The sequence below is a fragment of the Streptomyces sp. NPDC030183 genome (assembly GCF_055573455.1).
This window is the reverse complement of the sequence record NZ_JBVIBK010000007.1, coordinates 251,215-276,627: the sequence shown is the minus strand read 5'-3', so window position 1 is coordinate 276,627 and position 25,413 is coordinate 251,215. Positions and strand designations below refer to the sequence as shown.

General features: G+C 72.0%; 18 protein-coding genes. 8 read left to right on the top strand and 10 right to left on the bottom strand.

From position 1 onward, the window contains the following. Positions 1-76: 76 nt before the first annotated feature. Positions 77-3,496, bottom strand: a complete 3,420-nt coding sequence (locus ACZ4Z2_RS11165) for an ATP-dependent helicase (protein ID WP_468074609.1) — start codon at positions 3,494-3,496, stop codon at positions 77-79. 251 nt (positions 3,497-3,747) lie between these two features. Further along, positions 3,748-4,113 carry an MGMT family protein gene (locus tag ACZ4Z2_RS11160; protein ID WP_468074607.1) on the bottom strand — a complete coding sequence of 122 codons (366 nt, stop codon included), beginning with the start codon at positions 4,111-4,113 and terminating at the stop codon, positions 3,748-3,750. A gap of 185 nt (positions 4,114-4,298) precedes the next feature. Between ACZ4Z2_RS11160 and ACZ4Z2_RS11155 the strand changes: the two genes are divergently transcribed. From ACZ4Z2_RS11155 to ACZ4Z2_RS11145, 3 genes are all read left to right on the top strand, one after another. Next, positions 4,299-7,121 (top strand): lysylphosphatidylglycerol synthase transmembrane domain-containing protein, encoded by a 2,823-nt coding sequence (locus ACZ4Z2_RS11155; RefSeq protein WP_468074605.1) that lies wholly within the window; start codon positions 4,299-4,301, stop codon positions 7,119-7,121. A 105-nt stretch (positions 7,122-7,226) separates the two neighbouring features. Further along, positions 7,227-8,783: an alpha/beta fold hydrolase gene (locus tag ACZ4Z2_RS11150; protein WP_468074603.1), complete on the top strand. Its 1,557-nt coding sequence runs from the start codon at positions 7,227-7,229 to the stop codon at positions 8,781-8,783. 116 nt (positions 8,784-8,899) lie between these two features. Next, entirely contained in the window at positions 8,900-10,420 is a 1,521-nt protein-coding gene (locus ACZ4Z2_RS11145; protein ID WP_468074601.1) for an alpha/beta hydrolase, read from the top strand. 98 nt (positions 10,421-10,518) lie between these two features. On the opposite strand, the gene moeZ is transcribed toward ACZ4Z2_RS11145, so the two are convergent. The 7 genes from moeZ to ACZ4Z2_RS11110 form a co-directional block, all read right to left on the bottom strand. Further along, complete coding sequence (gene moeZ, locus ACZ4Z2_RS11140; RefSeq protein WP_468074599.1) at positions 10,519-11,697, bottom strand: adenylyltransferase/sulfurtransferase MoeZ; 1,179 nt, start codon at positions 11,695-11,697, stop codon at positions 10,519-10,521. A 63-nt stretch (positions 11,698-11,760) separates the two neighbouring features. After that, complete coding sequence (locus ACZ4Z2_RS11135; protein WP_468074597.1) at positions 11,761-12,510, bottom strand: spherulation-specific family 4 protein; 750 nt, start codon at positions 12,508-12,510, stop codon at positions 11,761-11,763. Beyond that, positions 12,498-13,457 carry an NAD-dependent epimerase/dehydratase family protein gene (locus tag ACZ4Z2_RS11130; RefSeq protein ID WP_468074595.1) on the bottom strand — a complete coding sequence of 320 codons (960 nt, stop codon included), beginning with the start codon at positions 13,455-13,457 and terminating at the stop codon, positions 12,498-12,500. Before ACZ4Z2_RS11130 ends, ACZ4Z2_RS11135 begins: the two co-directional genes overlap by 13 nt. 204 nt (positions 13,458-13,661) lie before the next feature. After that, complete coding sequence (locus ACZ4Z2_RS11125; RefSeq protein WP_468074593.1) at positions 13,662-15,047, bottom strand: hypothetical protein; 1,386 nt, start codon at positions 15,045-15,047, stop codon at positions 13,662-13,664. Next, complete coding sequence (locus tag ACZ4Z2_RS11120) at positions 15,044-16,840, bottom strand: DUF3492 domain-containing protein (RefSeq protein ID WP_468074591.1); 1,797 nt, start codon at positions 16,838-16,840, stop codon at positions 15,044-15,046. Before ACZ4Z2_RS11120 ends, ACZ4Z2_RS11125 begins: the two co-directional genes overlap by 4 nt. A 282-nt stretch (positions 16,841-17,122) precedes the next feature. After that, the gene (locus ACZ4Z2_RS11115) at positions 17,123-18,697 is read right to left on the bottom strand and encodes a DUF3152 domain-containing protein (protein WP_468074589.1); all 1,575 of its coding nucleotides are present in this window, start codon (positions 18,695-18,697) and stop codon (positions 17,123-17,125) included. 8 nt (positions 18,698-18,705) lie between these two features. Next, positions 18,706-19,932 (bottom strand): alpha/beta fold hydrolase, encoded by a 1,227-nt coding sequence (locus tag ACZ4Z2_RS11110; RefSeq protein WP_468074587.1) that lies wholly within the window; start codon positions 19,930-19,932, stop codon positions 18,706-18,708. A 215-nt stretch (positions 19,933-20,147) separates the two neighbouring features. On the opposite strand from ACZ4Z2_RS11110, the gene ACZ4Z2_RS11105 reads away from it, so the two are divergent. The 4 genes from ACZ4Z2_RS11105 to ACZ4Z2_RS11090 all read left to right on the top strand — a co-directional run bounded on the left by ACZ4Z2_RS11105 (position 20,148) and on the right by ACZ4Z2_RS11090 (position 22,158). Continuing rightward, positions 20,148-20,372 (top strand): hypothetical protein, encoded by a 225-nt coding sequence (locus tag ACZ4Z2_RS11105; RefSeq protein ID WP_468074585.1) that lies wholly within the window; start codon positions 20,148-20,150, stop codon positions 20,370-20,372. Between the two features lie 251 nt (positions 20,373-20,623). Then, positions 20,624-21,265, top strand: a complete 642-nt coding sequence (locus tag ACZ4Z2_RS11100) for a TetR/AcrR family transcriptional regulator (protein WP_055514444.1) — start codon at positions 20,624-20,626, stop codon at positions 21,263-21,265. A 177-nt stretch (positions 21,266-21,442) separates the two neighbouring features. Next, the gene (locus tag ACZ4Z2_RS11095; protein WP_055514448.1) at positions 21,443-21,670 is read left to right on the top strand and encodes a DUF3107 domain-containing protein; all 228 of its coding nucleotides are present in this window, start codon (positions 21,443-21,445) and stop codon (positions 21,668-21,670) included. Positions 21,671-21,888: 218 nt separating this feature from the next. Next, the gene (locus tag ACZ4Z2_RS11090; protein ID WP_468074582.1) at positions 21,889-22,158 is read left to right on the top strand and encodes a hypothetical protein; all 270 of its coding nucleotides are present in this window, start codon (positions 21,889-21,891) and stop codon (positions 22,156-22,158) included. A 225-nt stretch (positions 22,159-22,383) separates the two neighbouring features. On the opposite strand, the gene ACZ4Z2_RS11085 is transcribed toward ACZ4Z2_RS11090, so the two are convergent. Then, on the bottom strand, positions 22,384-23,154 hold the full coding sequence (locus ACZ4Z2_RS11085) for a ferritin-like fold-containing protein (protein WP_468074580.1): 771 nt from the start codon (positions 23,152-23,154) through the stop codon (positions 22,384-22,386). A 499-nt stretch (positions 23,155-23,653) separates the two neighbouring features. Here ACZ4Z2_RS11085 and ACZ4Z2_RS11080 point away from each other — a divergent pair. Continuing rightward, the coding region (locus ACZ4Z2_RS11080; RefSeq protein ID WP_468074578.1) for a DEAD/DEAH box helicase at positions 23,654-25,413 on the top strand (1,760 nt) is incomplete at its 3' end.

Here is a 25,413-nt window from a genome sequence, read left to right as displayed (position 1 = left end):
TGACACCGGATGCCGGATCACCCTCCGGGTGAGGAGAAGCGCTGGTCAGCGTATGTGGTGCTGTGGATCACGTCCGTCACTCGACCACGTGACGGCCCTCGGGGCGGGCACTGCAGGACGCCCTGAACGCGCAGTGCGCGCAGTGTTGTCCGCTGGTCGGGGAGAACCGCTCGTCGAGGACCTTGCCGGCGGCGTTGGCGAGGAGCCCGCCGACCCAGTCGCCCTCCAGGGGGCCCTGTGCCTGCACCTTGGGAAGGGTCTCGCCGCCGTTCTTCTTGGCGGCGCCCTGCCGCAGCTGGACGAGTTCGGCACCGCCCGGTTCGGGCCGCGCGCCGCCGAACGGCTCGTCGACGGCACCCTCGCGGACCGCGAGCTGGTACACGGCGAGCTGGGGGTGCCGTTCGACCTCGGCGGCGGTCGGCGCCTGCTTGCCGGTCTTGAAGTCGACCACATAGGCGCGGCCTTCGGCGTCGGTCTCGACGCGGTCCATGGAGCCCCGGATGCGCACCTCGTAGTCGCCCGCTTCCAGGGTCACGTCGAAGTCGTGCTCGCTGGCCACCGGGGTGCGTCCGGCGCGCAGCCCGTTCGAGTCGACGTGCCATTTCAGGAAGCGTTCGAGCGCCACGCGCGCGTGCTGCTTCTCCTGTTCCGACTTCCAGGGCGCGTCGAAGGCGAGCGCGTTCCACACGGAGTCGAGGCGTTCCATGAGGACGTCGAGGTCGGCGGGGGTGCGTCCGGAGGCGACCTCGTCGGCGAGGACGTGCACGACGTTGCCGAAGCCCTGGGCGGCGGTCGCGGGGGCGTCGGCCTTCACCTCACGGCCCAGGAACCACTGCAGGGCGCAGGTGTTGGCCAACTGGTCGAGGGCGCTGCCGGACAGCACGACGGGCTGGTCGCGGTTCCTGAGCGGGACCTTGCTCTCGGTGGGCTCGAACATGCCCCACCAGCGGTAAGGATGCGCGGACGGCACGAGGGGACGGCCGTCCTCGTCGGTCAGGGCGGCGAGCCTCGCCAGTCGCCGGGCCGCCGCCTCACGCAGCGCGTCCGACACGCGCGGGTCGACCGTCGTGGCCCGTAGTTCGGCCACGAGGGCGGCCACGGACAGCGGGCGGCGGGGGCGGCCGGTGACGTCCTTGGGTTCCACACCGAGTTCGGCGAGGAAGCGGGAGGGCTGGTCGCCGTCGTCGGCGGGGGCCTTCACTGCGGTGACGACGAGGCGTTCCCGCGCGCGCGTGGCGGCCACGTAGAACAGACGCCGCTCCTCGGCGAGCAGCGCTCCCGGGGTGAGCGGTTCGGCCAGGCCGTCCCGACCGATGCGGTCGGCCTCCAGCAGCGAGCCGCGGCGGCGCAGGTCCGGCCAGAGCCCCTCCTGCACGCCCGCGACGACGACCAGGCGCCACTGGAGGCCCTTGGAGCGGTGCGCGGTCATCAGCCGTACGGCGTCGGGACGCACCGCCCTTCCGGTGAGCGTGTCGGCGGCGATGTCCTCCGCCTCGATCTCCGCCAGGAAGTTGAGCGCGCCGAGACCTCCGGTGCGTTCCTCCGCGCGGGCCGCGGTGGCGAACAGCGCGCACACGGCGTCGAGGTCCCGATCCGCGTTGCGTCCGGCCGCGCCGCCGCGCCGGGCGGCCCGCTCCAGACGCCTGGGCCACGGGGTGCCGTCCCACAGGTCCCACAGCGCCTCCTCGGCCGTACCGCCACCGGCGAGGCGCTCGCGCGCCTTCCGCAGCAGCGCGCCGAGGCGTTGCGCGCCCCGGGCGTACGCCGGGTCGTGCGCGACGAGCCGCTCCGGTTCGGCCAGTGCGCGGGCCAGCAGTTCGTCCGAGGGCGGCGGCACGGGGTTGCCTCCGGCCCGCTCCTCCTCGCGCAGGGCGCGGCCCAGCCGCCGCAGATCGGCGGGGTCCATCCCGGCGAGCGGGGAGGCGAGGAGGGCGAGCGCGGTCTCGGTGTCCAGCCAGCACGGGTGCGGCGCAAAGCCGCCGGACGGCTCGCGTGACTCCGCCGACGCGGCGTCCGCGCCGGGCTCGTCCGCTCCTTCCGAGGCGGCATCGGCGCCGGATCCCTCGTCTCCCTCCGACGCGGCGTCCGTGCCGGGCTCGTCCAGTTCTGCCCGGGCGACCGCCCGCAGGGCCGTCAGGAGGGGCTGTACGGCCGGTTCGTGGCGGAGCGGCAGGTCGTCGCCGTCGATCTCCAGGGGTACGCCCGCCGCCGTGAGGGCGCGTCGCATCGAGGGGAGCGTGCGGGCGCCCGCGCGCACCAGGACGGCCATCTCGCCCCAGGGGACGCCGTCCTCCAGATGCGCCCGGCGCAGGACGTCCGCGATGTTGTCCAGCTCCGTGCCCGGCGTCGGGTACGTGTAGACCTCGACGCGGCCGCCGTCCCCCACCGGCCGGAGTTCGCGGTGGGCCCGTACCTTCTCCGCCGGGAGTCGGGTGAGCGGCATGCGCTGGGTGAGCAGTCGGGTGGCCGCGAGCAGGGCGGCCCCCGAGCGGCGGGAGGTCCGGAGGACGGCGACCGGCGCCTGGCGGCCGTCCGCGCGCGGGAAGGCGGCCGGGAACTCAAGGATGCCGTTCACATCGGCGCCCCGGAACGTGTAGATCGACTGGTCGGGGTCGCCGAAGGCGACCAGGGTGCGGCCACCGCCCGCGAGAGCCCGCAGCAGCCGTACCTGCGCCGGATCGGTGTCCTGGTACTCGTCCACGTAGACCGCGTCGTACTGCCCGGCCAGGTGCTCCGCGACGCCGGGGCGGCCGGCGAGGAGCACCGCGCGGTGGACCAGTTCCGCGTAGTCGAGGACGCCTCGCAGGTCGAGGACGTCGAGGTACTCGGCGAGGAAGGCGGACGCCGCGCGCCAGTCGGGGCGTCCGATGCGGTCGGCGAAGGCCCGCAGGTCGGCGGGGGCCAGGCCCAGCTCTCGGCTGCGGGCGAGGACCGCGCGTACCTCGTCGGCGAACCCACGCGTGGTGAGGCAGGCGCGCAGTTCGTCCGGCCAGCGCACATGGGCGAGGCCGAGGCGCTCCAGGTCGGGCTGGCCCGCGAGCAGCTCGCGGACGGCGACGTCCTGCTCGGGGCCCGACAGCAGTCGCAGCGGTTCTACGAACAGGTCGCTGTCCTGGTGGGCGCGGACCAGGGCGTAGCAGAACGAGTGGAACGTGGTGGCCCGGGGGGCGCGCGCGGCGCCCATGCGCAGCGCCATGCGGTCGCGCAGTTCGACGGCCGCCTTGCGGCTGAAGGTCAGCACGAGGACGCGCTCGGGGTCCGTTCCGCCGGCGACGCGGGCGGCCACGGACTCGACGAGCGTGGTCGTCTTTCCGGTGCCGGGACCTGCCAGAACGAGCAGGGGACCCGTCTCGTGGTCAACCACGGAGCGCTGCTCGGCGTCCAGATGAGGGGGGTTCGAACGGACCGGTGGGGTACGCACCAGTCGGTAAGCGCCACGGCTCCCCTGTCGCACCTGGGTGTGCGGCAGGCGTCTGGTGGAGGAAGAGGAGCTCACGTGGTTCGCCGGTCCTGGTGGGTGTACTGGTTGCCCTGCCCCTGCTCGTGGAGAGCGGTGGCTACGGGGTGAGGGGGACACGCGCAGCCGACGCTACGCCGACGGGTGGTGCGGAAGCACAGCTTCCTCTTGTTCCCTCCCGGCTCACGGACCACGTGCGTCCCTCGCCCCACGAACGTACGGCATGCCACCGACGTACCCCGATTCCCCCGTACGGGGGTGTCTCGGAGACCGCCGGGCGCGGAGGGCGGTCAGGTGTGATCTTCCGCGCGTTCGCCGCCGTCCCAACGGGCCCTTCTCATGTCGATGCGCGGCACATGGCCTTCGGTGGCGCGGCTCGCGTCCCGCAGGGGCGTGCCCTCCGACCGGTAGTGACCCAGCGCTCTCAGCTCATGGCCGGGCAGCAGATGGCCGTCCGCGCGGACCACCCGCCACCACGGCACGCCGCCTCCGTAGAGGGCCATCACACGCCCCACCTGACGCGGGCCGCCCTCCCCCAGCCACTCGGCGACGTCCCCGTACGTCATGACCCGCCCGGGCGGGATCAGCTCGGCGACCTCGAGGACCCGCTCGGCGTACTCCGGCAGGGCGTCCACCGGAAGGCTCTCCTCGCTCATCCGGCCCATCCTGCCCCACCCCACCGACAATGGGACGTGGTGGCCGACGCGTGCGTCCCTCGCTCCGAGGGCGGTCTTCGGGCAGACTGTGCGCCCCCGCATTGCACCCTGATGCCCCTGTGTGCCCACCGGGCATGCCACCATCGTGCGGGCGGTGACTGGTGATACGAGACCAAGAAGAGACGATGAAGCAGCAGAGCGTGCACCCCGATGACGCGGGGGGCACCTCTGACGCCTCGTCGCGCCCGGACACCGCCGACGGGGACGACAGGGCTGCCGAGACGACCGGCTCGCAGGAGCCGGTGAAGACGGTGAAGACGCCGCCTCCGGGCACATCGCCCTCCCCCGAGACGCGCGACGACCGGTCCGAGGACGGGTCGCCGCCGGCCGGACCCGACGCCGATGTCCCGGACGAGGGCCACACCGAAGCGGTGGAGGGCGACGAACCGCTGCTCCCCGCGCGCGTGCACCGTCCCTCGGACCTCATGCGGCTGTCGGTCGGCATCCTCGGGATCATCGTCCTGCTGGGGATCGCCGCGTTCGCGCACGGCACCACGGCCGGCCTCGAACAGGACATCAACAAGGGGACGGGCCAGGCACCCGACCTGATGATCAAGCTCGCGGGCCTTGGGTCGAGCATCGCGATCCTGCTGGTCCCGGTCGCCTTCGCGATCGAGCGGCTGGTCAAGCGGGACGGGCTGCGGATCGCGGACGGCGTGCTCGCCGCGGTGCTGGCGCACGGCGTGACGCTGGCGACGGACCTGTGGGTCGCCCGTACCGCCCCGGACTCGATCCAGGAGGCGCTCACCCAGCCCTCCCCCGGCGACATCCACGCCCTCACGGACCCCGTCCACGGCTATCTCGCACCGGTCATCGCCTACATGACGGCCGTGGGCATGTCCCGCAGACCCCGCTGGCGCGCGGTGCTGTGGATCGTGCTGCTGCTGGACACGTTCTCCATGCTGGTCGCCGGCTACACGACGCCGTTCTCGATCATCCTGACGGTGCTGATCGGCTGGACGGTCGCCTACGGCACGCTCTACGCCGTCGGCTCGCCGAACGTGCGCCCCACCGGCCGGACCCTGATGGCGGGACTCAGGCGGGTCGGCTTCAAGCCGGTGAGCGCCGCCCGCGAGGAGGCGACGGACACCACGGAGGGCGGCGACCGGGGCCGCCGGTACTTCGTGACACTGGAGGACGGCCCGCCCCTCGACGTCACCGTCGTCGACCGGGAGCAGCAGGCACAGGGCTTCTTCTACCGCGTCTGGCGGCGGCTGACGCTGCGCGGCATCACCACGCGCCGCAGCCTGCAGTCCCTTCGCCAGGCTCTGGAGCAGGAGGCACTCCTCGCGTACGCGGCCATCGCGGCCGGCGCCAACGCCCCCAAGCTGATCGCGACCTCCGAACTCGGGCCGGACGCGGTGATGCTCGTCTACGAGCACACCGGCGGACGCACCCTCGACTCGCTGTCGGACGACGAGGTCACCGACGAACTGCTGCACGACACCTGGGCCCAGGTGAAGGCCCTCCAGTCGCGCCGCATCGCGCACCGCAGGCTCGTGGGCGACGCGATTCTGGTGGATCGTTCCGGCACGGTGATCCTGACCGATCTGCGCGTCGGCGAGATCGCGGCCGGCGACCTGGTGCTCCGCATGGACGTCTCGCAGCTCCTGACCACGCTGGGGCTGCGGGTGGGTGCCGAGCGGGCGGTGGCGTCGGCGGTGAGCGTGCTCGGCCCCGACGCGGTGGCCGACTGCCTGCCGATGCTGCAACCCATCGCGCTGTCCCGCTCCACGCGCGCGACCCTGCGCAGGCTGGCCCGCGAACGGGCGGAACGTGAGCGCGAGGCGGTCCTGGAGGCTTCCCATCTGGCCAAGCAGGCCCGAGCGGAGGAGCACCGGGAGGAGGCCGAGGCCGGCAAGGCCGGCAAGAAGGCCGTACGAGCCGAGCAGCGGGCGGAGAAGCGGGCCATCGACGAGGCCCTGGAGGAGGCCCGCGAGGAGGATCTGCTCACCCAGATCCGCCACCAGGTGCTGCTCATCAGGCCGCAGGCACCCGTCGAACCGGCCCGCCTCGAACGGGTCCGGCCGCGCACCCTGATCAGCTTCATCGCCGGCGCCATCGGCGCGTACTTCCTGCTGACCCAGCTGACCCACATCGAGTTCGGGCCGCTCATAAAGAACGCCGAGTGGGGCTGGGTCGCCGCGGCGGTGTTCTTCTCGGCACTGAGCTATGTGGCGGCGGCGATGAGCCTGCTGGGCTTCGTCCCTGAGCGGGTGCCGTTCCTCCGGACGGTGGCGGCGCAGGTCGCCGGGTCGTTCGTGAAGATCGTCGCGCCGGCGGCGGTCGGCGGTGTCGCGCTCAACACGCGCTTCCTGCAGCGTGCGGGCGTGCGCCCCGGGCTCGCCGTGGCCAGCGTGGGTGCCTCCCAGCTGTTCGGGCTGGGCTGTCACATCCTCATGCTGCTCGCCTTCGGCTATCTCACCGGTACCGAGAAGACGCCGTCCCTGTCACCGTCCCGCACGGTCATCGCGGGCCTGCTGACGGTCGCGGTGCTGGTCCTGGTGGTGACGTCGATCCCGTTCCTGCGGAAGTTCGTCGTCACGCGCGTGCGGTCGCTCTTCGCCGGTGTAGTGCCGCGCATGCTCGACGTGTTGCAGCGGCCGCAGAAGCTGGTCACCGGCATCGGCGGCATGCTGCTCCTCACCGGCTGCTTCGTGATGTGCCTGGACGCCTCGATCCGCGCCTTCGGCGACGAGAACGCCTCGATCAGCATCGCCAGCGTCGCGGTCGTCTTCCTCGCGGGCAACGCGCTCGGCTCGGCGGCACCTACCCCGGGTGGCGTGGGCGCGGTCGAGGCCACGCTGACGGTCGGCCTCATCGCCGTCGGCCTCCCCAAGGAGGTCGCGGCCCCCGCCGTCCTGCTGTTCCGGCTCCTGACGCTGTGGCTGCCCGTTCTGCCGGGGTGGCTGGCCTTCAACCAGCTGACCCGCAAGGGCGCCCTCTAGCAGGGCGGTGCACCGCCTCCACGCGCGCGTGGAGGCGGATCGGCCCCCTCACCCGCACGGCCCGCGCCCCGAGCGCACCACTCGGGGCGGCTTCAGGATGGGTGCATGCCCACCTCGCTCCGGCTGCGCGCCATCGCCCTGACCGCCGTCGCCGTCCTGCTGTCCTGGTCGGCGGTGGGCTGCGGTGACGAGGCCACGGGCAAGGACGAGGAGTCGGATCTGACGACGCAGAAGCTGGACTGGAAGGACTGCCTTGAACCCTCTGCCTCCGAGGGCGGCGGCCCCGCTCCCTCTCCCCTGCCGAACGGCGACCCCTGGCAGTGCGCGACCATGAAGGCGCCCCTGGACTGGGAAGACCCCGAGGGCGACACGATCGGCATCGCACTGATCCGCGCCCGGTCCAGCGGCAGCCGGGACCGACGGATCGGCTCGCTCGTCTTCAACTTCGGCGGCCCCGGGGGCTCGGGCGTCAAGTCGCTCCCCGCCTTCGCCGACGAGTTCGCCGATCTGCGCACGCGTTACGACCTGGTCAGCTTCGACCCGCGCGGGGTCGGTCGCAGCGCGGGCGTCGAGTGCGAGGACGACGAGGAACTCGACGAGTACTTCCAACAGGACCAGACGCCGGACGACGCGTCCGAACGGCAGGAGCTCGTGGACAGCACGGAGAGGTTCAACGCCGCCTGCGAGGACAACTCCGGCAAGGCCCTCCCGCACGTCGGCACCCCGGACGCCGCACGCGACATGGACCTGATGCGCCAGGTCCTCGGCGACGACAAGCTGCACTACTTCGGGGTCTCCTACGGCACCGAACTCGGCGGCGTCTACGCCCACCTGTTCCCCAAGAACGTGGGGCGGGCCGTGTTCGACGCGGTCGTCGACCCGACACAGACACCGGAACAGGGCACGCTCGGGCAGGCCAAGGGTTTCCAGCTCGCGCTGGACAACTTCGCGAAGGACTGCGTGGCGAAGGCGGAGGAGTGCCCGGTCGGCGACACCCCGCGGGACGTCAAGGACCGGATCATGGCGCTCCTCAAGGACCTCGACCGCAAGCCGATCCCCGGTGCCTTCCCCCGTGACCTGACGGAGTCCGCCGCGACCACCGGGATCGCGCAGGCCCTGTACTCCCAGGACCTCTGGCCCTATCTGACCGAGGGACTCGAGCAGGCGTACAACGGCGATGGCCGGTTGCTGATGCTGCTGGCCGACTCGATGAACGGGCGCAGCGAGAACGGCGAGTACAGCAACCTGGCCGCGGCGAACATCGCCATCAGCTGCGCCGACGACAAACCGCGGTACACCACCAAGGACGTGGAGGCGAGACAGGGCGAGTTCCGGGCCGCCTCACCCGTCTTCGGTGAGTGGCTGGCCTGGTCCATGCTGAGCTGCACCGACTGGGCCGTCCCCGGCGCGGCCGACCACCCCGACGTGAGCGCGCCCGGCTCGGCGCCGATCCTCGTGATCGGCAACACGGGCGATCCCGCCACGCCGTACGAGGGCGCGCGGAAGATGGTGGAGGCGCTCGGGGCGGGAGTCGGTGTCGAGCTGACGTACAAGGGGCAGGGGCACGGTGCGTACGGCAGCGGGAACGCCTGCGTGAAAGCGGCCGTCGACGGCTACCTCCTTACGGGCAAGCTCCCGAAATCCGGCAAGGTCTGCACCTGAAACCGCAGGTCAGAACGTTATCCACAGGCCCCGACGCAAAAGAGGCAGTCCGCATACCATGGCATGACTGCCATTCACGACATCCGGCGGGTGATGTCGTAAGGGGGGATTTGCTCATGATTCGACTACTACGGGGAGCGGCCCTGACCGCGGCGGTGCTGCTGGTCGCCGGCTGCAGCGGAGGCGCGGACGACGGGAACGGGGAAAGCGCCAGGAACGGCGAAAGCACCGCGCGTCCTTCCGCTCTCCCCTCACAGAAGCTCGACTGGGGGCGTTGCGAGGCGACGTCCGAGGGACCGCCGCCGGGTGACGACTGGCGGTGCGCGACCCTCAAGGTCCCGCTGGACTGGTCGAAGCCGGACGGCGAGACCATCGGTCTGGCGCTGATCCGCAGCGAGGCGACCGGCGACAGGAGCGAACGGCTCGGCTCGCTCCTGTTCAACTTCGGCGGACCGGGAGGCTCGGGCGTGTCCACGATGCCCTCCTACGCCGGCCTCACGAGCGAGCTGCACAAGCGGTACGACCTGGTGAGCTGGGATCCGCGCGGCGTCGGCGAGAGCGAGGGGGTGCGCTGCCGCGGCGACAAGGAGATCCAGGCGGCCGAGTCGGTTGACGCCACCCCGGACGACGCCGCCGAGGAGTCGGCCTTCTTCAAGGACGCGGCCGACTTCGGCGCCGGCTGCGAGCGCGCCGCGGGCGACCTCCTGTCCCATGTCTCCACCGCCGACACCGCCCGCGACATGGATCTCATCCGCCGAGCGGTCGGCGACCGGAAGATGCACTACTTCGGCATCTCGTACGGCACCGAACTCGGCGGCGTCTACGCCCACCTGTTCCCCGAGAGGGTCGGTCGCCTGGTGCTCGACGCGGTCGTCGACCCCACCGCCGACACGGTGGGCCACGCGAAGAACCAGACACTGGGCTTCCAGCGCGCGCTCGACAACTACCTCGCGTCGACGGGACAGGATCCGAAGAAGGGCACCCGGAAGATCGCCGATCTGCTGGAGCGGATCGACGCCGAGCCGCTGCCGACGACGTCCGGGCGGGAACTCACCCAGACTCTGGCGATCACCGGAATCGTCCTGCCGCTCTACAGCGAGCAGGGCTGGCCCGGCCTGACGAGTGCTCTCGACGCGGCGGAGGACGGCGACGGCACGGAACTGCTGGCCCTGGCCGACGGGTACAACGACCGCGACCCCTCGGGCCGCTACGGCACGACGACCCACTCACAGCGCGTCATATCGTGCTTGGACCAGAAGCAGCGGCCGACACCGCAGGAGACGAAGGCGCTGCTGCCCGAGTTCCGGAAGCTCTCGCCCGTGTTCGGCGAGTTCCTGGGCTGGGACACCGCGGGCTGGTGTCACGACTGGCCGGTGCCTGGTCTGACGGACTCACCGGAGGTGAGCGCGCCGGGGGCCGATCCCGTTCTCGTGGTGGGCAACACGGGGGACCCGGCGACGCCGTACGAGGGCGCCGAGAAGATGGCGCGGGAGCTGGGCGAGGGTGTCGGTGTGGTGCTCACCTGGAAGGGCGAGGGCCATGGGGCGTACGGCAGCGGCAGCGGTTGCGTCGACTCGACGGTGAACGCGTACCTGCTGGCCGGGGCGGTACCGAAGGACGGAAAGGTGTGCGCGTAGGCGCGGCCCCCACGCAAAGGGGCCCGGCACGCGTGGTGCCGGGCCCCTCCGTGGAGAGCGGGCGCCCGCCGATGGCGGGAGCGGGGGCGGGGGCGGGACTAGTAGACCGGCTTGTCCGGCTCGATCTGGTTGACCCAGCCGATCACGCCGCCGCCCACATGGACGGCGTCGGAGAAGCCGGCCGACTTGAGGACCGCGAGGACTTCCGCACTGCGGACACCCGTCTTGCAGTGCAGGACGATCTTCTTGTCCTGAGGCAGGTTCTCCAGGGCGGAGCCCATGAGGAACTCGTTCTTCGGGATCAGTCGGGCCCCGGGGATCGAGACGATCTCGTACTCGTTGATCTCGCGGACGTCGATGATGTCGATGTTCTCGCCGTCGTCGATCCACTCCTTGAGCTGCTTGGGAGTGATCGTCGAGCCGGCGGCCGCCTCCTGGGCCTCCTCGGAGACGACGCCGCAGAATGCCTCGTAGTCGATGAGCTCGGTAACGGTGGGGTTATCGCCGCAGACCGCGCAGTTCGGGTCCTTGCGGACCTTGACCTGGCGGTACTGCATCTCGAGGGCGTCGTAGATCATCAGCCGGCCGACGAGGGGCTCACCGGTGCCGGTGAGGACCTTGATGGCCTCGGTGACCTGGATGGAGCCGATGGACGCGCACAGCACACCGAGGACGCCGCCCTCGGCGCAGGACGGAACCATGCCCGGCGGCGGAGGCTCCGGGTAGAGGCAGCGGTAGCAGGGACCGTGCTCGGACCAGAAGACGGATGCCTGGCCGTCGAAGCGGTAGATGGAACCCCAGACGTACGGCTTGTTCAGCAGCACGCAGGCGTCGTTGACCAGGTAACGGGTGGCGAAGTTGTCCGTGCCGTCGACGATCAGGTCGTACTGGCTGAAGATGTCCATCACGTTGTCGGCCTCGAGCCGCTCCTCGTGAAGGATCACGTTCACGTACGGGTTGATGCCGAGGACGGAGTCGCGGGCGGACTCGGCCTTGGAGCGGCCGATGTCGGCCTGGCTGTGGATGATCTGGCGCTGCAGGTTCGACTCGTCGACCTCGTCGAACTCCACGATGCCGAGCGTCCCGACACCCGCAGCGGCGAGGTACATCAGCGCCGGCGAGCCCAGGCCGCCGGCGCCCACACAGAGCACCTTGGCGTTCTTCAGCCGCTTCTGCCCGTCCATCCCGACGTCGGGGATGATCAGGTGGCGGGAGTACCTGCGGACCTCATCTACGGTGAGCTCGGAAGCGGGCTCGACCAGGGGTGGCAGCGACACGGGGACTCCGTTGATCGGTCAATCACTACAGTTGTTCTCCCAGTAACACTGCCACGCCCTTTTTCATTCCGAGACACCTGTTCCAACCAGCGAGACGATTTCGTCCCAGTAGCCGGGCAGGGTCGCCCAGGGGTCTGCTCGGCCGCCCCGGTCCGTGTGGTCGGTGAAGTAGATCGTGGCGGCGCCCTGCCAGCGGGCGATGCGCAGTGCCTCGTCGAGGTGGACGCGGGGCACTCCATGGACGAAGTGGCAGAACCGCTCGGGAGGGTGGTCGGCGGTCCATTCGGCCACCTGGGACCAGCGGTAGTCGCTCCAAGGCCCGGAGAATGTCACCAGTTGGTCGGCGCTCTCGGCATACCCGGCATAGGGATGGGTGCCGTGGCCGAGGACTATGTGGCCGCCGTCGAGGAGCGCCCGGAGGGTGAGGACGGTGCGGCTGATCCCGGGAAGGGCGCTGCGCTCGGTGGGACAGCGGTCCAGGAAGTAGCCGTCGACCCGGTACCAGTCGAGGTGACGGTGGGCGTCGGCGACGATCTCACCGAAGGGGCGCGCGCCGTAGGTCAGGTCGAGGTGGCCGAGGACACGGACGCCCGCGTTGCGCAGCCGGCCCGCTGCCTCCAGGCAGAGCGGGTCGGGGCGGGTGCCGGGGCCGTCGGCGATGTTCAGGACGACCCAGTGCAGAGGGGTCCTGGGGCGGGTGAGTTCGCCCCATTCCAGTGGAGCGACAAGGGGGTGCGCATAGCCGGGGATGCCGAGGCCGGCGCTCAGGCCGGTGCTGGCTGTGCCGGACGCGGCGGAGGTCAGATACGGCATGCCGCCTCCATCCAGATGTCGGCCAGGGACTCCTCCAGGTTGATGCGGGGGCGCCAGCCGAGCCGGTCACGGGCGGTGCGGACGTCGGCCTGCTGCCAGCTGCCGCAGCCGTCCGGGTAGGGGTAGGCGACCGGAGGGGCGTGGTCGGGGTCGGGCCGGGGGTGACCGATGGTCGGCCTGAGGGGGCCGGGCGTGGCGTCGAGTTCGTGCAGGGCACCGCCGTAGCCGGCGACGCGGGCGAGGACGGCGGCGGCGTCGCGGAGGCGCACGGCACGGCCGGACCCGATGTTGATCACGCCTTGGGCGGCGGAGAGCGAGGCGGCGTGGACGGCGCGGGCGACATCCCGTACGTCGACGAAGTCGCGCTGGACGCCGAGGCCGCCGAGTTTGAGTTCGCCGTCGCCGGACTGCATGGCGCGCCGCATGGCCTCGGCGAGGCGGCCGAGCGGCGAGCCGGCGGGGGTGCCGGGTCCGGCGGGTGAGAAGACCCGCAGGACGACGGCGTCCAGGCCGGAGCCGAGGACGAGTTCGGTGGCGGCGAGTTTGCTGACGCCGTAGGGGCCGCCGGGGCGGGGCACGGCGTCCTCGGCGGTGGAGGAGCCGGGCTGGCTGGGGCCGTATTCGGCGCCGCAGCCGATCTGCACCAGGCGGGCCCCGCAGCCGCTGCGACGCAGTGCCTCGCAGACGGTGGCGACGGCGACGGTGTTGTGCCGGGTGAGTTCGCGGGCGCCGCCGCGGGTTGCTCCCGCGCAGTTGATGACGACACCGGGGTGGACCGCGTCCAGGAAGCGGGTGAGCGCTCCGGGGCTGCCCGTGGCGAGGTCGAACCGTACGTCGGCGTCGTCGCCGCGACCGAGCGCGGTGAGCTGGACGGCCGGGTCGGCGAGGAGGCGTTCGGCGACGAAACGGCCTAGGTATCCGTTGGCTCCGATCAGCAGGACCCTCATCGGGCGGCTCCCGGGGCGGACTCTCCGGTTCGGGAGGTGATCATCTGGCGTTCTCCTTATGAGGTGGTGCCGTGGGTGATGAGGTGGTCCCGCGGTGTCGGCCCCGCGGGAGGGGGTGCGCGCGACGGCTGTCCCGCGTACCGGTGGGCTCGGCTTCGGGGCGGCGGTCTGTGGCCGCCGCGCCGTGGACCGGCCGGGGTGGGATCAGGTCGCCCCCGGGGGGCGGGCGTGGGCCGAGGCACGGGTGAGGGTGCGGGTGGCGTGCACGAGGAGGAGGAGTGCGGCGATGCCGCAGACCAGGGTGGGGACGGCGCTTGGTCCCCAGGCGCCGGTGACCGTCCGTACGGGGGCGGCCAGGAAGGAGCAGCCGGGCAGGCGGCTCGCGAAGACCGTGGCCAGCGCGAAGGTCTCGGTCAGCGCCGCGGTGCACAGGGCGACGGCCGGGGCGTGCGGGAAGCCGTGAACGGTGAGGAGGCGGGCCAGCAGAAGCAGAGCGCCCAGGGCGACTGCTCCCGCGTGGACGGCCGGTTCGTCCAGGACCGCGCCGCACAGGGTGAGCAGCGTGACCAGGGCGCACAGGTACAGGGCGACCACTCCGAGGAGCAGGGGCTTCACGGAGTCGGCGAAGTCGGCGAGACCGCGGCTCGCGACGAGTTTGCGGCGGGCGCGCACGGAGAGGAGGTGGGCGCACCAGAGGGCGGGAGCGCAGGCCAGGGCGAGTGCCAGGACGGGGGCGGTGGCCAGGGGCCAGGGCCCGTCGGGGCCTCCGGCGAGTCCGGCGGCGAGCAGACCGTCGCCGAGCAGGGCGTACGCGATCAGCAAGCAGGTCCATGCGCCGCTGCGGCCGGTGGTGCCGGCCGGGGCCTGGAGCGGGCCGCGGCGGAGGGCGACACGCAGACCCAACGCGACGGCGAGGGCGCCGGCAGCGGCCACCACGAGTCGGGGCTGACCATGCGTGAGCCGCACGCCGACCACGGCCGCCGCGCACAGGGCACCCGGGAGCAGGGCGAGCACCGTCCATCCGCGCCCGGGGCCGGGCGCGGCGGGCATCGGCCGGCGCTCCGGGGGTGTCTCCGCGTCTCGGGGTACGCGCGCGTACATCTCCTCGGCGAGCGAGAACACGTCCCGGTGGCGGAAACGGGCGGCTGTACGGTCGGTGACGCCGTGGGCCTCCAGCCCGGCGGCGATCTCCAGCGGGTCCACGGCCCGTTCGCAGAGCTCCCGGTGCCGGTGCATCAGGGCTTTCACGGGGTCCACGCCCCCGCGTCTGGAGGTGGGCGCGGGATCGGGGTCGGGGGAGGTGCGGCCGTCACGCTCGGGGGCGAGGGGGCTGTGATCGAGCGAGCGAGGCCGTGACGAGGGTGCGGGCGCGCCCTCGAAATCGACCGCGCCCCCGGCGCCGGCACCGCCTCCGACCCCGGCCCCAGCACCAGCACCAGCACCAGCACCAGCACCAGCACCAGCACCAGCACCAGATTCATGGTGGGCCGGATCGCAGGGCGCCGGTGGATCCGATGTGATCGCCGACGAAGTGACCGCTTCGTCGGAGCCGTCCCACGTCTCCAAACCGTCCAACCGCAGCTCGCTCATCGCGCCCCCTCCCCCGCGGGCACCGGTTCGCCGGTGGCTGCCGGCGGCGGGGGCGTTCCCGTGGCGCGGGCCGGGGTGTCGACCGCCCAGCGGGGGCGGCCGGAGACGACTCCGCCAAGGCCCGCGACCCCCGCGACGCCCGCCACCCCGGCCACCCCGAGGCCGCCCGTCGCCAGGCGGGTCTCGGTCCAGCGGCCGGGGACGTGCGCCTCGGCGGGAGCGCCGAACGGCAGGGGTTCGCCGGTCTCGTCGAGGACGACCTTCCGGACCGGGGCGTGGGAGACGACCTCCAGGTAGATGCCACGAAAGGCCGCCACGTTCTGCTCCACCGTGAAGAGTTCGAGGGCGCGGGCACGGGCTGCCGCACCGAGGCGCGCACGGCGCTCGGGCTCACGCAGGAGCGCCACGCACGCCTCCGCGAGCGCCCTCGGGTTGCGGGGCGGGACGACGAGTCCCGTCCCTCCGATGACCTCGACGACGGCACCGGCGTCCGTGGACACCGTGGGCCGTCCGCAGAACATGGCCTCGACGAGGCTGATGGGGAACCCCTCGACGACACTCGACAGGACGACGACGGCGCCGGACGCGTACGCCTCCGCCAGGTCGCGGACGGCGAGGTCGCCGATCTCCTCGAAGGAGACGGGGCTGTCACCCACGGCGTGGACGCCGTCGGCCTCGTCGGGGAAGAGCTGGGCGGCCAGGGCCTTGCAGTGGCCGAGGTACGCGACCCCCTCGGCGCCCGCGGCGGCGCCGACGATTCTGAGCCGGGCCTTCGGCTCCGCTCTCCGGATCTCGGCGAAGGCGTGCAGCAGGGAGATCAGATCCTTGGCCGGCTCGATGCGGCCGACCCACACCAGGGTGTGGGGGTCCGCGCTCTCCGGCGACTCTCCCACCTCCGCGAAGCGGGACGCCTCCATGCCGGGGTAGACCGTACGGATCTTCGCGCGGTCGGCTCCGCAGCGCTCCTGCCAGCGGCGGGCGTGGGTGTTCCCGGGGGTGAGGCAGGCGGCGCGCCGGTAGACCTCGGCGGTCAACTGCCGGTGGAAGGACGCGAGCAGGGCGCGCACCGGCGCGTCACCGGAGGTCGCGAGGTAGTGCGCGCGCAGCGGCACGCCGTACTCGGTGACCACGAGCGGCACCCCGTGGAAGTGACCGGCCAGCAGCCCCGGCAGCGCGGCCGAGCCGCCGGCCGCGGCGTGGCACAGGTCGACCGAGCCGAGCCCGTCCTCCTCGTACCAGTCGAGCGAAAGGGGGCGCAGCGCACGTTCGAGGTGTGCGGCGACGGTCAGCAGATCCGGTACGCGGGCCTCGCGCGCCGCCCCGTGAACGCCCGGCGTGCGACAGGCGCGTTCGAGCGTGTGGACGGCGGCTTCCGAGCGCAGGGCGCCCACCAGTCCGCCCTCTTCGCGGGCCAGCTCGGCAAGCCCGTACAGGGCGTTGCCGAAACGGTCCGCCTCAGTGCCGGAGCCGCTTCCGGGGAGGTCCACCGACTCGGGCGCCCCGGCGGAGCAGAGCACCGACGCCAGTTCCCCGTACGCCTCCATGAAGCGTCGCCGCGCCCGACGGCCGAGGGCCACGCCGTCGTCCTCGACCGTCCACAGCGGTGCCGTCCGAACGCGGCTGACCTGTGGCGGCAGCGGGACCCAGCCCTCGTCCTCCTGTCGCTCGCTACGGCTGAGCGCGTAGACGTCGAACTCGTGTCGCTCCAGCCCACGCACGAGTCGGTCGCACCAGAGCCTGGCGTCACCGCTCACATACGGATAGCCACCCTCCGTAAGCAGTCCGATGCGCACGCGTGCACCCCCGATCTCCCGTTTGGGGAGCCGCCGTTCTCCCGGCGGCTCGCAGCGGGACGAACGTATGCGGACAAGACGGTGGCGGGGGGGGGGGGGGGGGGGGGGGGGGGGGGGGAGAGGGGGGGGGGGGGGGGGGTTTTTCCCCCCCCCCCCACCAAAAGGGGTGAACGGTCGTAACTTTCCCTAGCGGGACGCGTTTCGTCGCGCTAGGGGATCAACCGGTTACATGCCGTCAGGCCATCCAGGGACACGAGCACGGGGCCGGGCCCGGGCGTCTGCTCAACTCTCGGGATACGCCCACGGGTTGGGCTTGCAGGTGATCCCGCCATAGGAAAGGAACTTGCTCTGCTGCTGCATGACGGGCGCGAGGTCGCCGTCCTTGTCGCAGGTCACATGGCTGTAGCCGAGACGGTGCCCGATCTCGTGATTGATCAGCATCTGCCGGTACGCGTGGATGCGGTCGCCGTAGGTCTTCGAACCCTGGGCCCAGCGATAGGCGTTGATCATCACGCGCTCGGTGGCGGCCGAATCGCACGACACGTTGTCCACGGTGGTGTCGAGCCCCGACTTGGCGCACCACACGGCTGTGGTGCCCGGGCTGGCCAGCGTGATCACGAAGTCGGGCTTTCCCGAGGAGATGCGTTCGAAGGTACGGCCGCCGTTGTGCGCCCAACTCCGGTCGTCGTTCAGGGTCTTCTGCACAGCTTCGGCGAACAGTTCCGCGTCGAGGCCGAGCCCTTCCTCGACATCGACCCGGTAACGGTACTTCCGCCCTGTCCCCGGCGCCTTGTCGAAGCCCATGACGGCCTCGAACTTGCCGTTGCCCTCCAGGTCGGCGGCGAGATCGTACTTCCTGCCCATCTTCTCGTCGTACGAGAGCGGGGTCACGCTCACGTGCGGCACGCTGGACGGCGTGGGCCGGTCGTCGCTGCGCGAGGCGCCCCGTACGGCGCGGTCGGCGGCGTCGGCGGCCTGCGTCCTGGCGGCGGTGTCGTCCTGGCCGTCGGCGACCTGGCCGCCGACGATGACCGCGAGCACGGTGGTGACCGCGGCGGCCGCGATCCCGGCGAACGCCTTCCCCTTGCCGCCCTTACCGGTGTCCTTGCCCTCCGCGGGCTCACCCTTCAGCGGGTCCTCTCCGACAGCCCGCTCATCCCGCACGCCACTGCCGGAGCCGTTGGCCCTGCCGGGGGCGAAGACGTCGTCGACCTCGTCGAAGGCGTCCACGTATGCCTGCCGAGGGCCACCGGCCGGCGGCAAAACGACCTCCTGCCGCTGCCGGGGGATGGGGATGCGCCGCCCCTTCCCCTGACCCTGGTCGGCCGCGCCGAAGGAGGGACGGCCGCCGGACTCGCCGTGCGGCGTGCCGTGCGAAGGGCCGCCGGGTGCGCCGTACGGGGCCCCCGGAGGAGCCCCGTACGCGCCCTGTCCAGCACCTGCGCGTGGTCGCCCCTCACCGCCCAACCGGCCCCAGCCGCCGCCCGTTTCACGCTGCTCGGGATGCCCGCCACGGCTCTGCGGGAAGCCTCCGCCGCGGGCGCCGTCGGACAGGCGTGGAAAACCGTGCGCGGGCGTGCCGTCGGGGAGCCGGGGAAATCCCTGCGCGGGCGTTCCCTCAGGAGTACGAGGGAACCCGTGCGCGGGCGTGCCCTCAGGAGTACGAGGGAACCCGTGCGCCGGCGTGCCCTCAGAGAGACGTCGGACTCCCGGACCCGCAGCCCCCTCGTACCCTCGGTACCCGCGCGGGACCCGGTCGCCCGCTGCTCCGGGCGAGCCCCCTGGGCCCGCGCCTGCCGCTGATCCTTCGCTCGTGTCGCCTTTCGGCGCCCGCCCCTTGCGGCTGTGCCGTCCCACGCGGCGCCTCAGCTCCCCACAGCAGGGGTGCCAGGGGCGGACCCGCCCCCGGCGGAATCGTCCCGGTCGGACGTGGCCGACCCGACCGCGTCCCCCGGCTTCCCGTTCATCACACGCTCGGCGTTCACACGCTCGCCATTCACAGGCTTCCCGTTCACCCGCTCCGCGTCCGCCCGCTCCGCGTCCGCCCGGTCCCGGGCCGACGTCGCTGAGCCCCGTACGCCCGCATGCGGCGCTCCGGAGGCATGTCCCTCAGAGCCTCCCACACCGTTCGACCCCCTCCTGGCCGTATCGGCCAGGAGGTCGCGGAACGCGGCGGCGACCGTCTCCGGGTACTCCATCATGGCGACGTGCCCGGCGTCCGGCAGGGAGACCAGGCGCGAATCGCGGAAGGCGCGGGCGGCGCGCTGGGCCATGCGGTAGCCGACGAGCTGGTCTCGGCGGCCGTAGACGAGGAGCGTCGGGGCGAGGACCCGCTCGGCCTGGCGCCACAGCGAGTGCTGCCCGCCCAGGGTGTACGCGTCGACGATCCCCCGGGCGGACCGCGTCATCGCGTCCCACATGTACGGGAGCTGGAGGCGTCGCTCCATCTCCTCCACCGCGTTGCGGAAGCCCTCCTCCGAGACGCGACCCGGGTCGCCGTAGCAGAGCGCCATGACGCCCCGGACACGCTGCTCGGCGCTCCACCCCTTGGTGAAGCGGGTGAAGAGCGCCGCCACACCGGGTATCGCGAGCATCCCGGTCGGCACCGCGGTGCGCTGCACCCGCAGTTCGGGCAGCGCGGGCGACACCAGGGTCAGCGTCCGGACGAGGTCGGGGCGCAGGGCCGCGACGCGGGTGGTGACGGCACCGCCGAGGGAGTTGCCGAAGAGGTGCACGGGGCCGCGCCCCGACGCGTCCAGGTAGCGGATCACCGCACGCGCGTGTGCCGTGATCGAGTAGTTGCCGTCGTCCGGTGGCGGTGAGTCGCCGAAACCGGGCAGGTCGATTGCCTCGCTGGCCACCGACTCGTCGAGCAGCGGCATCAGTGCCGACCAGTTCTGCGAGGAGCCGCCCAGGCCGTGTACGTACAGGGCGGGCGGCAGATCGTCGCGAGCCGGAGTTCTCGACCGGACCGCCAGAGTGATCCCGGGCAGTCTCACGGACCTGAGCCGCTCCCCCGGCGCCACGCGCACGGAACTCGCCTTCGGCGACGCGGTGGCGGTCAGCAGGGACGGCAGATCGGTCGAAGACATGCGGCAATGTTACGAGACGATCACGTAGTGGCTCATGTGTTCGCCATCACAGATCGAGCCATGTGCGGAGGGGTACCGGACCGCATAGCGCCACGTTCGGCTGTCTCCTAGGCTCGTAGGCGACAAGGCACAACCCGTGCGACCCGTGCGTGGGCCCCTGCCGCTTCAGGGACGTTTCGGCAGCACCTAGGCAGTAGCAGGAAGGGGAAACCACGATGGCCGTTGACCCCACCGATCCCGAGACATTCGCCGAGACGGAGGCCGAAGCCGTGGAGATCGACGACGTCGAGGCCCCCGAGGCCGATGCCGCCGAGCAGCACACGTACGTCGTCCCGGACCGGGACGACCCGTTGACCGACGTCGATCCGGACGCCGGGAACCCGGCGGACCTCGCCGAACAGGCCCGCGTGGTCGACCTCGACGAGGACGACTACCGGTAGCGAGGACGAGTCGGCGCTCCCCGTCGGCGTCCCGCTTCCCATCAGGACGACCGCTGGGGACGTGAAAGACGACGAACGGTGAACGGAAAGGGCTTCCTTCTGCCCACCCTGCCCCCGTTTGACGTGGTCCGCGGCACTTTCCCAGGCGTCCGGTCCGTGAAATTCTGCGCTCGCACCGCGCGCACCAGGGTTACCGAAAAGTACGATGGCGGCGCGGCGCACACCGCAAATGGACGATTTTGGGAGGCGGCGTGACAGCCATCGAGCAGACAGAGGCGGCACGCCCGCGGGGCACACGCCTTCCGCGCCGAGCCCGACGGAACCAGCTCCTGGGCGCCGCCCAGGAAGTCTTCGTGGCCCAGGGCTACCACGCGGCCGCGATGGACGACATCGCCGAGCGCGCCGGCGTCAGCAAGCCGGTCCTCTACCAGCACTTCCCGGGCAAGCTCGACCTCTACCTGGCTCTGCTGGACCAGCACTGCGAGTCCCTGATCCAGGCCGTGCGCGGCGCGCTCGCGTCGACGACGGACAACAAGCAGCGCGTACGGGCCACGATGGACGCGTACTTCGCGTACGTCGAGGACGAGGGCGGCGCGTTCCGGCTGGTCTTCGAGTCGGACCTGACGAACGAGCCCGCCGTGCGCGAGCGCGTCGACAAGGTCACGAACGAGTGCGCGGAGGCCATCTGCGACGTCATCGCCGAGGACACCGGGCTGTCGCGCGCGGAGTCGATGCTGCTGGCCTCGGGTCTGGGCGGTCTCGCCCAGGTCGTGGCGCGGTCCTGGCTGCACAGCGACCGCAGCGTCCCGCGCGAGCAGGCGGTCCAGCTGCTGGCGTCGCTGGCCTGGCGCGGCATCGCCGGCTTCCCGCTGCACGGCATCGAGCACCACTGACGGTCGCCCCGCGCCCCGGACCGGTGTTCGGCACAGCCTGGTCCGGGGTTTTGTTCCCGCACCCTGTTCGCTCCTGGCGTTGCCGAGCGGAGGGTGGACGTCCCCTCACCGGGCTAATGTGTGCTGGGTACGGCGCGGACGCCCGCGCACTTCACTGACCGTCGGAGGGACATAGCCGTGGAGGTCAAGATCGGCGTGCAGCACGCGCCCCGCGAGATCGTTCTGGAGAGCGGTCAGAGTGCCGAGGAGGTCGAGCGTGCCGTGTCCGAGGCGCTGGCCGGCAAGTCGGCGCTGCTGAGCCTCACGGACGAGCACGGTCGCAAGGTGCTGATCCCTGCCGACCGTCTCGCCTACATCGACATCGGCGAGCCGACCGTCCGCAAGGTCGGCTTCAGCGCGCTGTAGCCGAGAGGCGTACGAGGCATAGCGGAGGGGCCCGGTGGTGTGAAACCACCGGGCCCCTTCGTATGCGCCCGGGTCCGCGCTCCTCGTTCCCCCCATGGCGCGAAGCGCACAGGGGAGCCACAACTCGTCCACAGAGGAGGATTGCGTTCCGTGACTCGCGGGTAGTACCGGCTACGACCGATTTGCCCAGGCCAGGCCGTGCGGGAGGGACCCCGATCATGTTCTTGGAAGCGCTCGGATCCGCACTCGTCGGACTCGCCCTCGCCTGTGCCGCCGTCTACCGTCTGGCGCACCGTCTGCCGCCCCGCACGCTCGTGCTGCCGACCGGCGTGGCCGGGGCCCTCTTCGGCGCGTTCCTGACCCACACCGCCCTGGGATCCACGAACTTCCTGGTGCTTCTGACCGGGGCGGCGATCGTCGCCGCGGCGTCGCTGTCGCTCCTGCTGCGACCGACGGAGCGTTTTCGACGCAGCTCGGCACCCGCGTAACGGCGAGCCCACCGAAGACACACGGGGCCGCGGCGACGTCGGCGGCACCCCTGGCATCCGCGGCACCCCTCAGCGGGCGCGACCGACCACGGATGCCCCGCAGCCGCCCACTGACGCCGCGCCCCACAACGACTAGCGACCAGCGACCCACGGCGATCAGCCGGTCACGGCCATCAGCCGGCCACGGCGATCAGCGGGGGATCAGCGGGCCACAGGATCAGCGGCTCACGCCGCCAGGCCCAGCGCGGCCATGCGCTTCGTGTGGGCCTCGGTGATCCGGGAGAACATCCGCCCCACCTCGGCCAGGTCGAACCCGTCGGCCACGCCGCCCACGAGCATCGTGGACAGGGCGTCCCGGTCGGCCACGACCCGCTGCGACTGCGACAGCGCCTCGCCCATCAGCCGCCTTGCCCACAGCGCGAGCCGCCCGCCGACCCGCGGGTCCTCGTCGATCGCGGCCCGCACCTTCTCGACGGCGAACTCGGCGTGCCCGGTGTCGTCGAGGACGGCGAGCACCAGCCCGCGCGTGTCGGCGTCGAGGTGCGCCGCGACCTCCCGGTAGAAGTCACTGGCGATCGAGTCGCCGACGTACGCCTTGACCAAGCCCTCCAGCCAGTCCGAGGGCGCCGTCTGCTTGTGGAAGCCGTCGAGGGCGTCCACGAACGGCTCCATGGCCCGCGTCGGCTCCTCGCCGATCTCCGTGAGCCGGTCGCGCAGCCGCTCGAAGTGGTGGAACTCGGCGGCGGCCATCTTCGCCAGCTCCGCCTTGTCGACGAGCGTCGGCGCCAGCTTCGCGTCCTCCGCGAGCCGTTCGAACGCCGCGAGCTCCCCGTACGCCAGTGCTCCGAGCAGATCCACGACGGCGGCGCGGTACTGCGGGTCGGCCGAGGCTTGGGCCCAGTCCTGGGCGGCGATGCCGGTGACCTCGGCGGTCTCGGTCGTCTCGGCGGTACCGGGGGCGTTCTCAGGCTTGTCAGACGTGGTCATGAAGCGCACAATAGCCCGCTCTGCGCAGTGCGGAAGGGCCCGGTCGATCGGTGTGACGACGACTACGTGACCAAATCGGCCATCGCATGTGCGCGTTTCCGGGGTATGGTGGTAATGCGCCTGCTGAGTACGTCGACGTACCACCGCGGTATCTCGACCGTCTCTCGACAGGCCGCACGCATGAGGATGCCCGGTCGGTGGCCCGATCGGCTCCGACCCGACAGCCCTCCAGTTCCGTACGGCACTCTGCGTACGGGCATCCGGAGGGACCCCTCAGCGGTATGAGCGCTAGAGCGTCGGCAGTGGTCCCGTGCCACACGGCCAGCCCGTGAGGGCGGCCGATGTCCCCCCGGCACGGTCAGACGACACGACCCCCGCGCTCGCGCCACGCCGCGTACACAGAAGAGGCAGCACCCTGACTACGACTTTTCGAGATCTCGGAATCCTTCCCGAGACGGCCGAGGCCCTGGAAGCCGTCGGCATCATCACTCCCTTCCCGATTCAGGAGATGACGCTCCCGGTCGCCCTCTCCGGCACCGACGTCATCGGCCAGGCCAAGACCGGCACCGGCAAGACGCTCGGCTTCGGCCTTCCGCTCCTTGAGCGCGTCACCGTCCCCGCCGACGTCGAGGCCGGCCGCGCCAAGCCCGAGGACCTCACCGACGCCCCGCAGGCGCTCGTCGTCGTCCCCACCCGCGAGCTGTGCACGCAGGTCACCAACGACCTGCTGACCGCCGGCAAGGTGCGCAACGTCCGCGTCACCGCGATCTACGGCGGTCGCGCCTACGAACCGCAGGTGGAGGCCCTGAAGAAGGGCGTGGACGTCGTCATCGGCACCCCCGGACGGCTCCTCGACCTGGCCGGCCAGAAGAAGCTGAACCTGAAGCACGTCAAGTGCCTGGTCCTCGACGAGGCCGACGAGATGCTCGACCTGGGCTTCCTGCCCGACGTCGAGAAGATCATCAACATGCTTCCGTCCCGGCGCCAGACGATGCTGTTCTCGGCGACCATGCCGGGCGCCGTCATCGGTCTGGCCCGCCGCTACATGTCGCAGCCGACGCACATCCGTGCCACGGCCCCGGACGACGAAGGCGCGACGGTCCGCAACACCTCGCAGCACGTCTACCGCGCGCACAACATGGACAAGCCGGAGATGGTCGCGCGCATACTGCAGGCCGAGGGCCGGGGACTGGCCATGGTCTTCTGCCGCACCAAGCGCACGGCCGCCGACCTCGCCGACCAGCTCAAGCAGCGCGGTTTCGCCTCCGGCGCGGTCCACGGCGACCTCGGCCAGGGCGCCCGTGAGCAGGCGCTGCGTGCCTTCCGCAACGGCAAGGTCGACGTCCTCGTCTGCACCGACGTCGCCGCGCGCGGCATCGACGTCGAGGGCGTCACCCACGTCATCAACTACCAGTCCCCCGAGGACGAGAAGACGTACCTGCACCGCATCGGCCGTACGGGCCGCGCGGGCGCCAAGGGCATCGCGATCACCCTCGTCGACTGGGACGACATCCCGCGCTGGCAGCTCATCAACAAGGCGCTGGACCTCGGGTTCAACGACCCGCCGGAGACGTACTCCACGTCGCCGCACCTCTTCGAGGAGCTGAGCATCCCGGCGGGCACCAAGGGTGTCCTGCCGCGCTCGGAGCGTACGCGGGCCGGCCTCGACGCCGAGGAGCTGGAAGACCTGGGTGAGCCGGGTGGACGCGGTGCCCGCGGGCGCGGCGGTCGTTCCTCCGGCCCGGCGCCGTCCGCCGAGCGCGAGCGCCCGGCGCGTACGCCGCGCCGTCGCCGCCGGACGCGCGGTGGCGCCGCGGTCGACGCGACGGCCCCCGAGGCCACGGCGGTCGCCGAGCCGACGCGGCCCACGGAGACGCCGGGCACGGCCGCCGAGCCGGACGCCGGCCCCCGCACGCCCCGCCGCCGTCGCCGCACCCGCGGCGGCACGACACCGGCAGCGGAGGCGGTCACGCCGACGGCGGAGACCGCGGGTTCCGAGCAGGCCCGGAACGCCGTGGACACGGTGGACGCCGTGGACGCCGTGGACACCGCCACGGGCTCGGCCCAGGACGTGTCGGCCAAGGACATCGCGGTCAAGGACGTCGAGGACTCGGCGGGGGCGCTGCCTGCCGCCGACGAGACGAAGCCGCGCCGTCGCCGCACGCGCAAGACGGCGTCGGCGGAACCGGTCGCTCCGGCCGCCGAGGCGGCGGTCGACACGGTCGAGGGCACGGTCGCCGAGGCCACGGTCGTCGAGGAGGCGGCGCC

Excerpts from the sequence above, each read along its gene's own strand:
- ACZ4Z2_RS11125 (WP_468074593.1), bottom strand. The coding sequence starts at position 15,047 with ATGAGCGAGCTGCGGTTGGACGGTTTGGAGACGTGGGACGGCTCCGAC.
- ACZ4Z2_RS11160 (WP_468074607.1), bottom strand. The coding sequence starts at position 4,113 with ATGAGCGAGGAGAGCCTTCCGGTGGACGCCCTGCCGGAGTACGCCGAG.
- ACZ4Z2_RS11130 (WP_468074595.1), bottom strand. The coding sequence starts at position 13,457 with ATGAGGGTCCTGCTGATCGGAGCCAACGGATACCTAGGCCGTTTCGTC.
- ACZ4Z2_RS11105 (WP_468074585.1), top strand. The coding sequence starts at position 20,148 with ATGGCCGTTGACCCCACCGATCCCGAGACATTCGCCGAGACGGAGGCC.
- ACZ4Z2_RS11135 (WP_468074597.1), bottom strand. The coding sequence starts at position 12,510 with ATGCCGTATCTGACCTCCGCCGCGTCCGGCACAGCCAGCACCGGCCTG.
- ACZ4Z2_RS11145 (WP_468074601.1), top strand. The coding sequence starts at position 8,900 with ATGATTCGACTACTACGGGGAGCGGCCCTGACCGCGGCGGTGCTGCTG.
- ACZ4Z2_RS11110 (WP_468074587.1), bottom strand. The coding sequence starts at position 19,932 with ATGTCTTCGACCGATCTGCCGTCCCTGCTGACCGCCACCGCGTCGCCG.
- ACZ4Z2_RS11090 (WP_468074582.1), top strand. The coding sequence starts at position 21,889 with ATGTTCTTGGAAGCGCTCGGATCCGCACTCGTCGGACTCGCCCTCGCC.
- ACZ4Z2_RS11155 (WP_468074605.1), top strand. The coding sequence starts at position 4,299 with ATGAAGCAGCAGAGCGTGCACCCCGATGACGCGGGGGGCACCTCTGAC.
- ACZ4Z2_RS11150 (WP_468074603.1), top strand. The coding sequence starts at position 7,227 with ATGCCCACCTCGCTCCGGCTGCGCGCCATCGCCCTGACCGCCGTCGCC.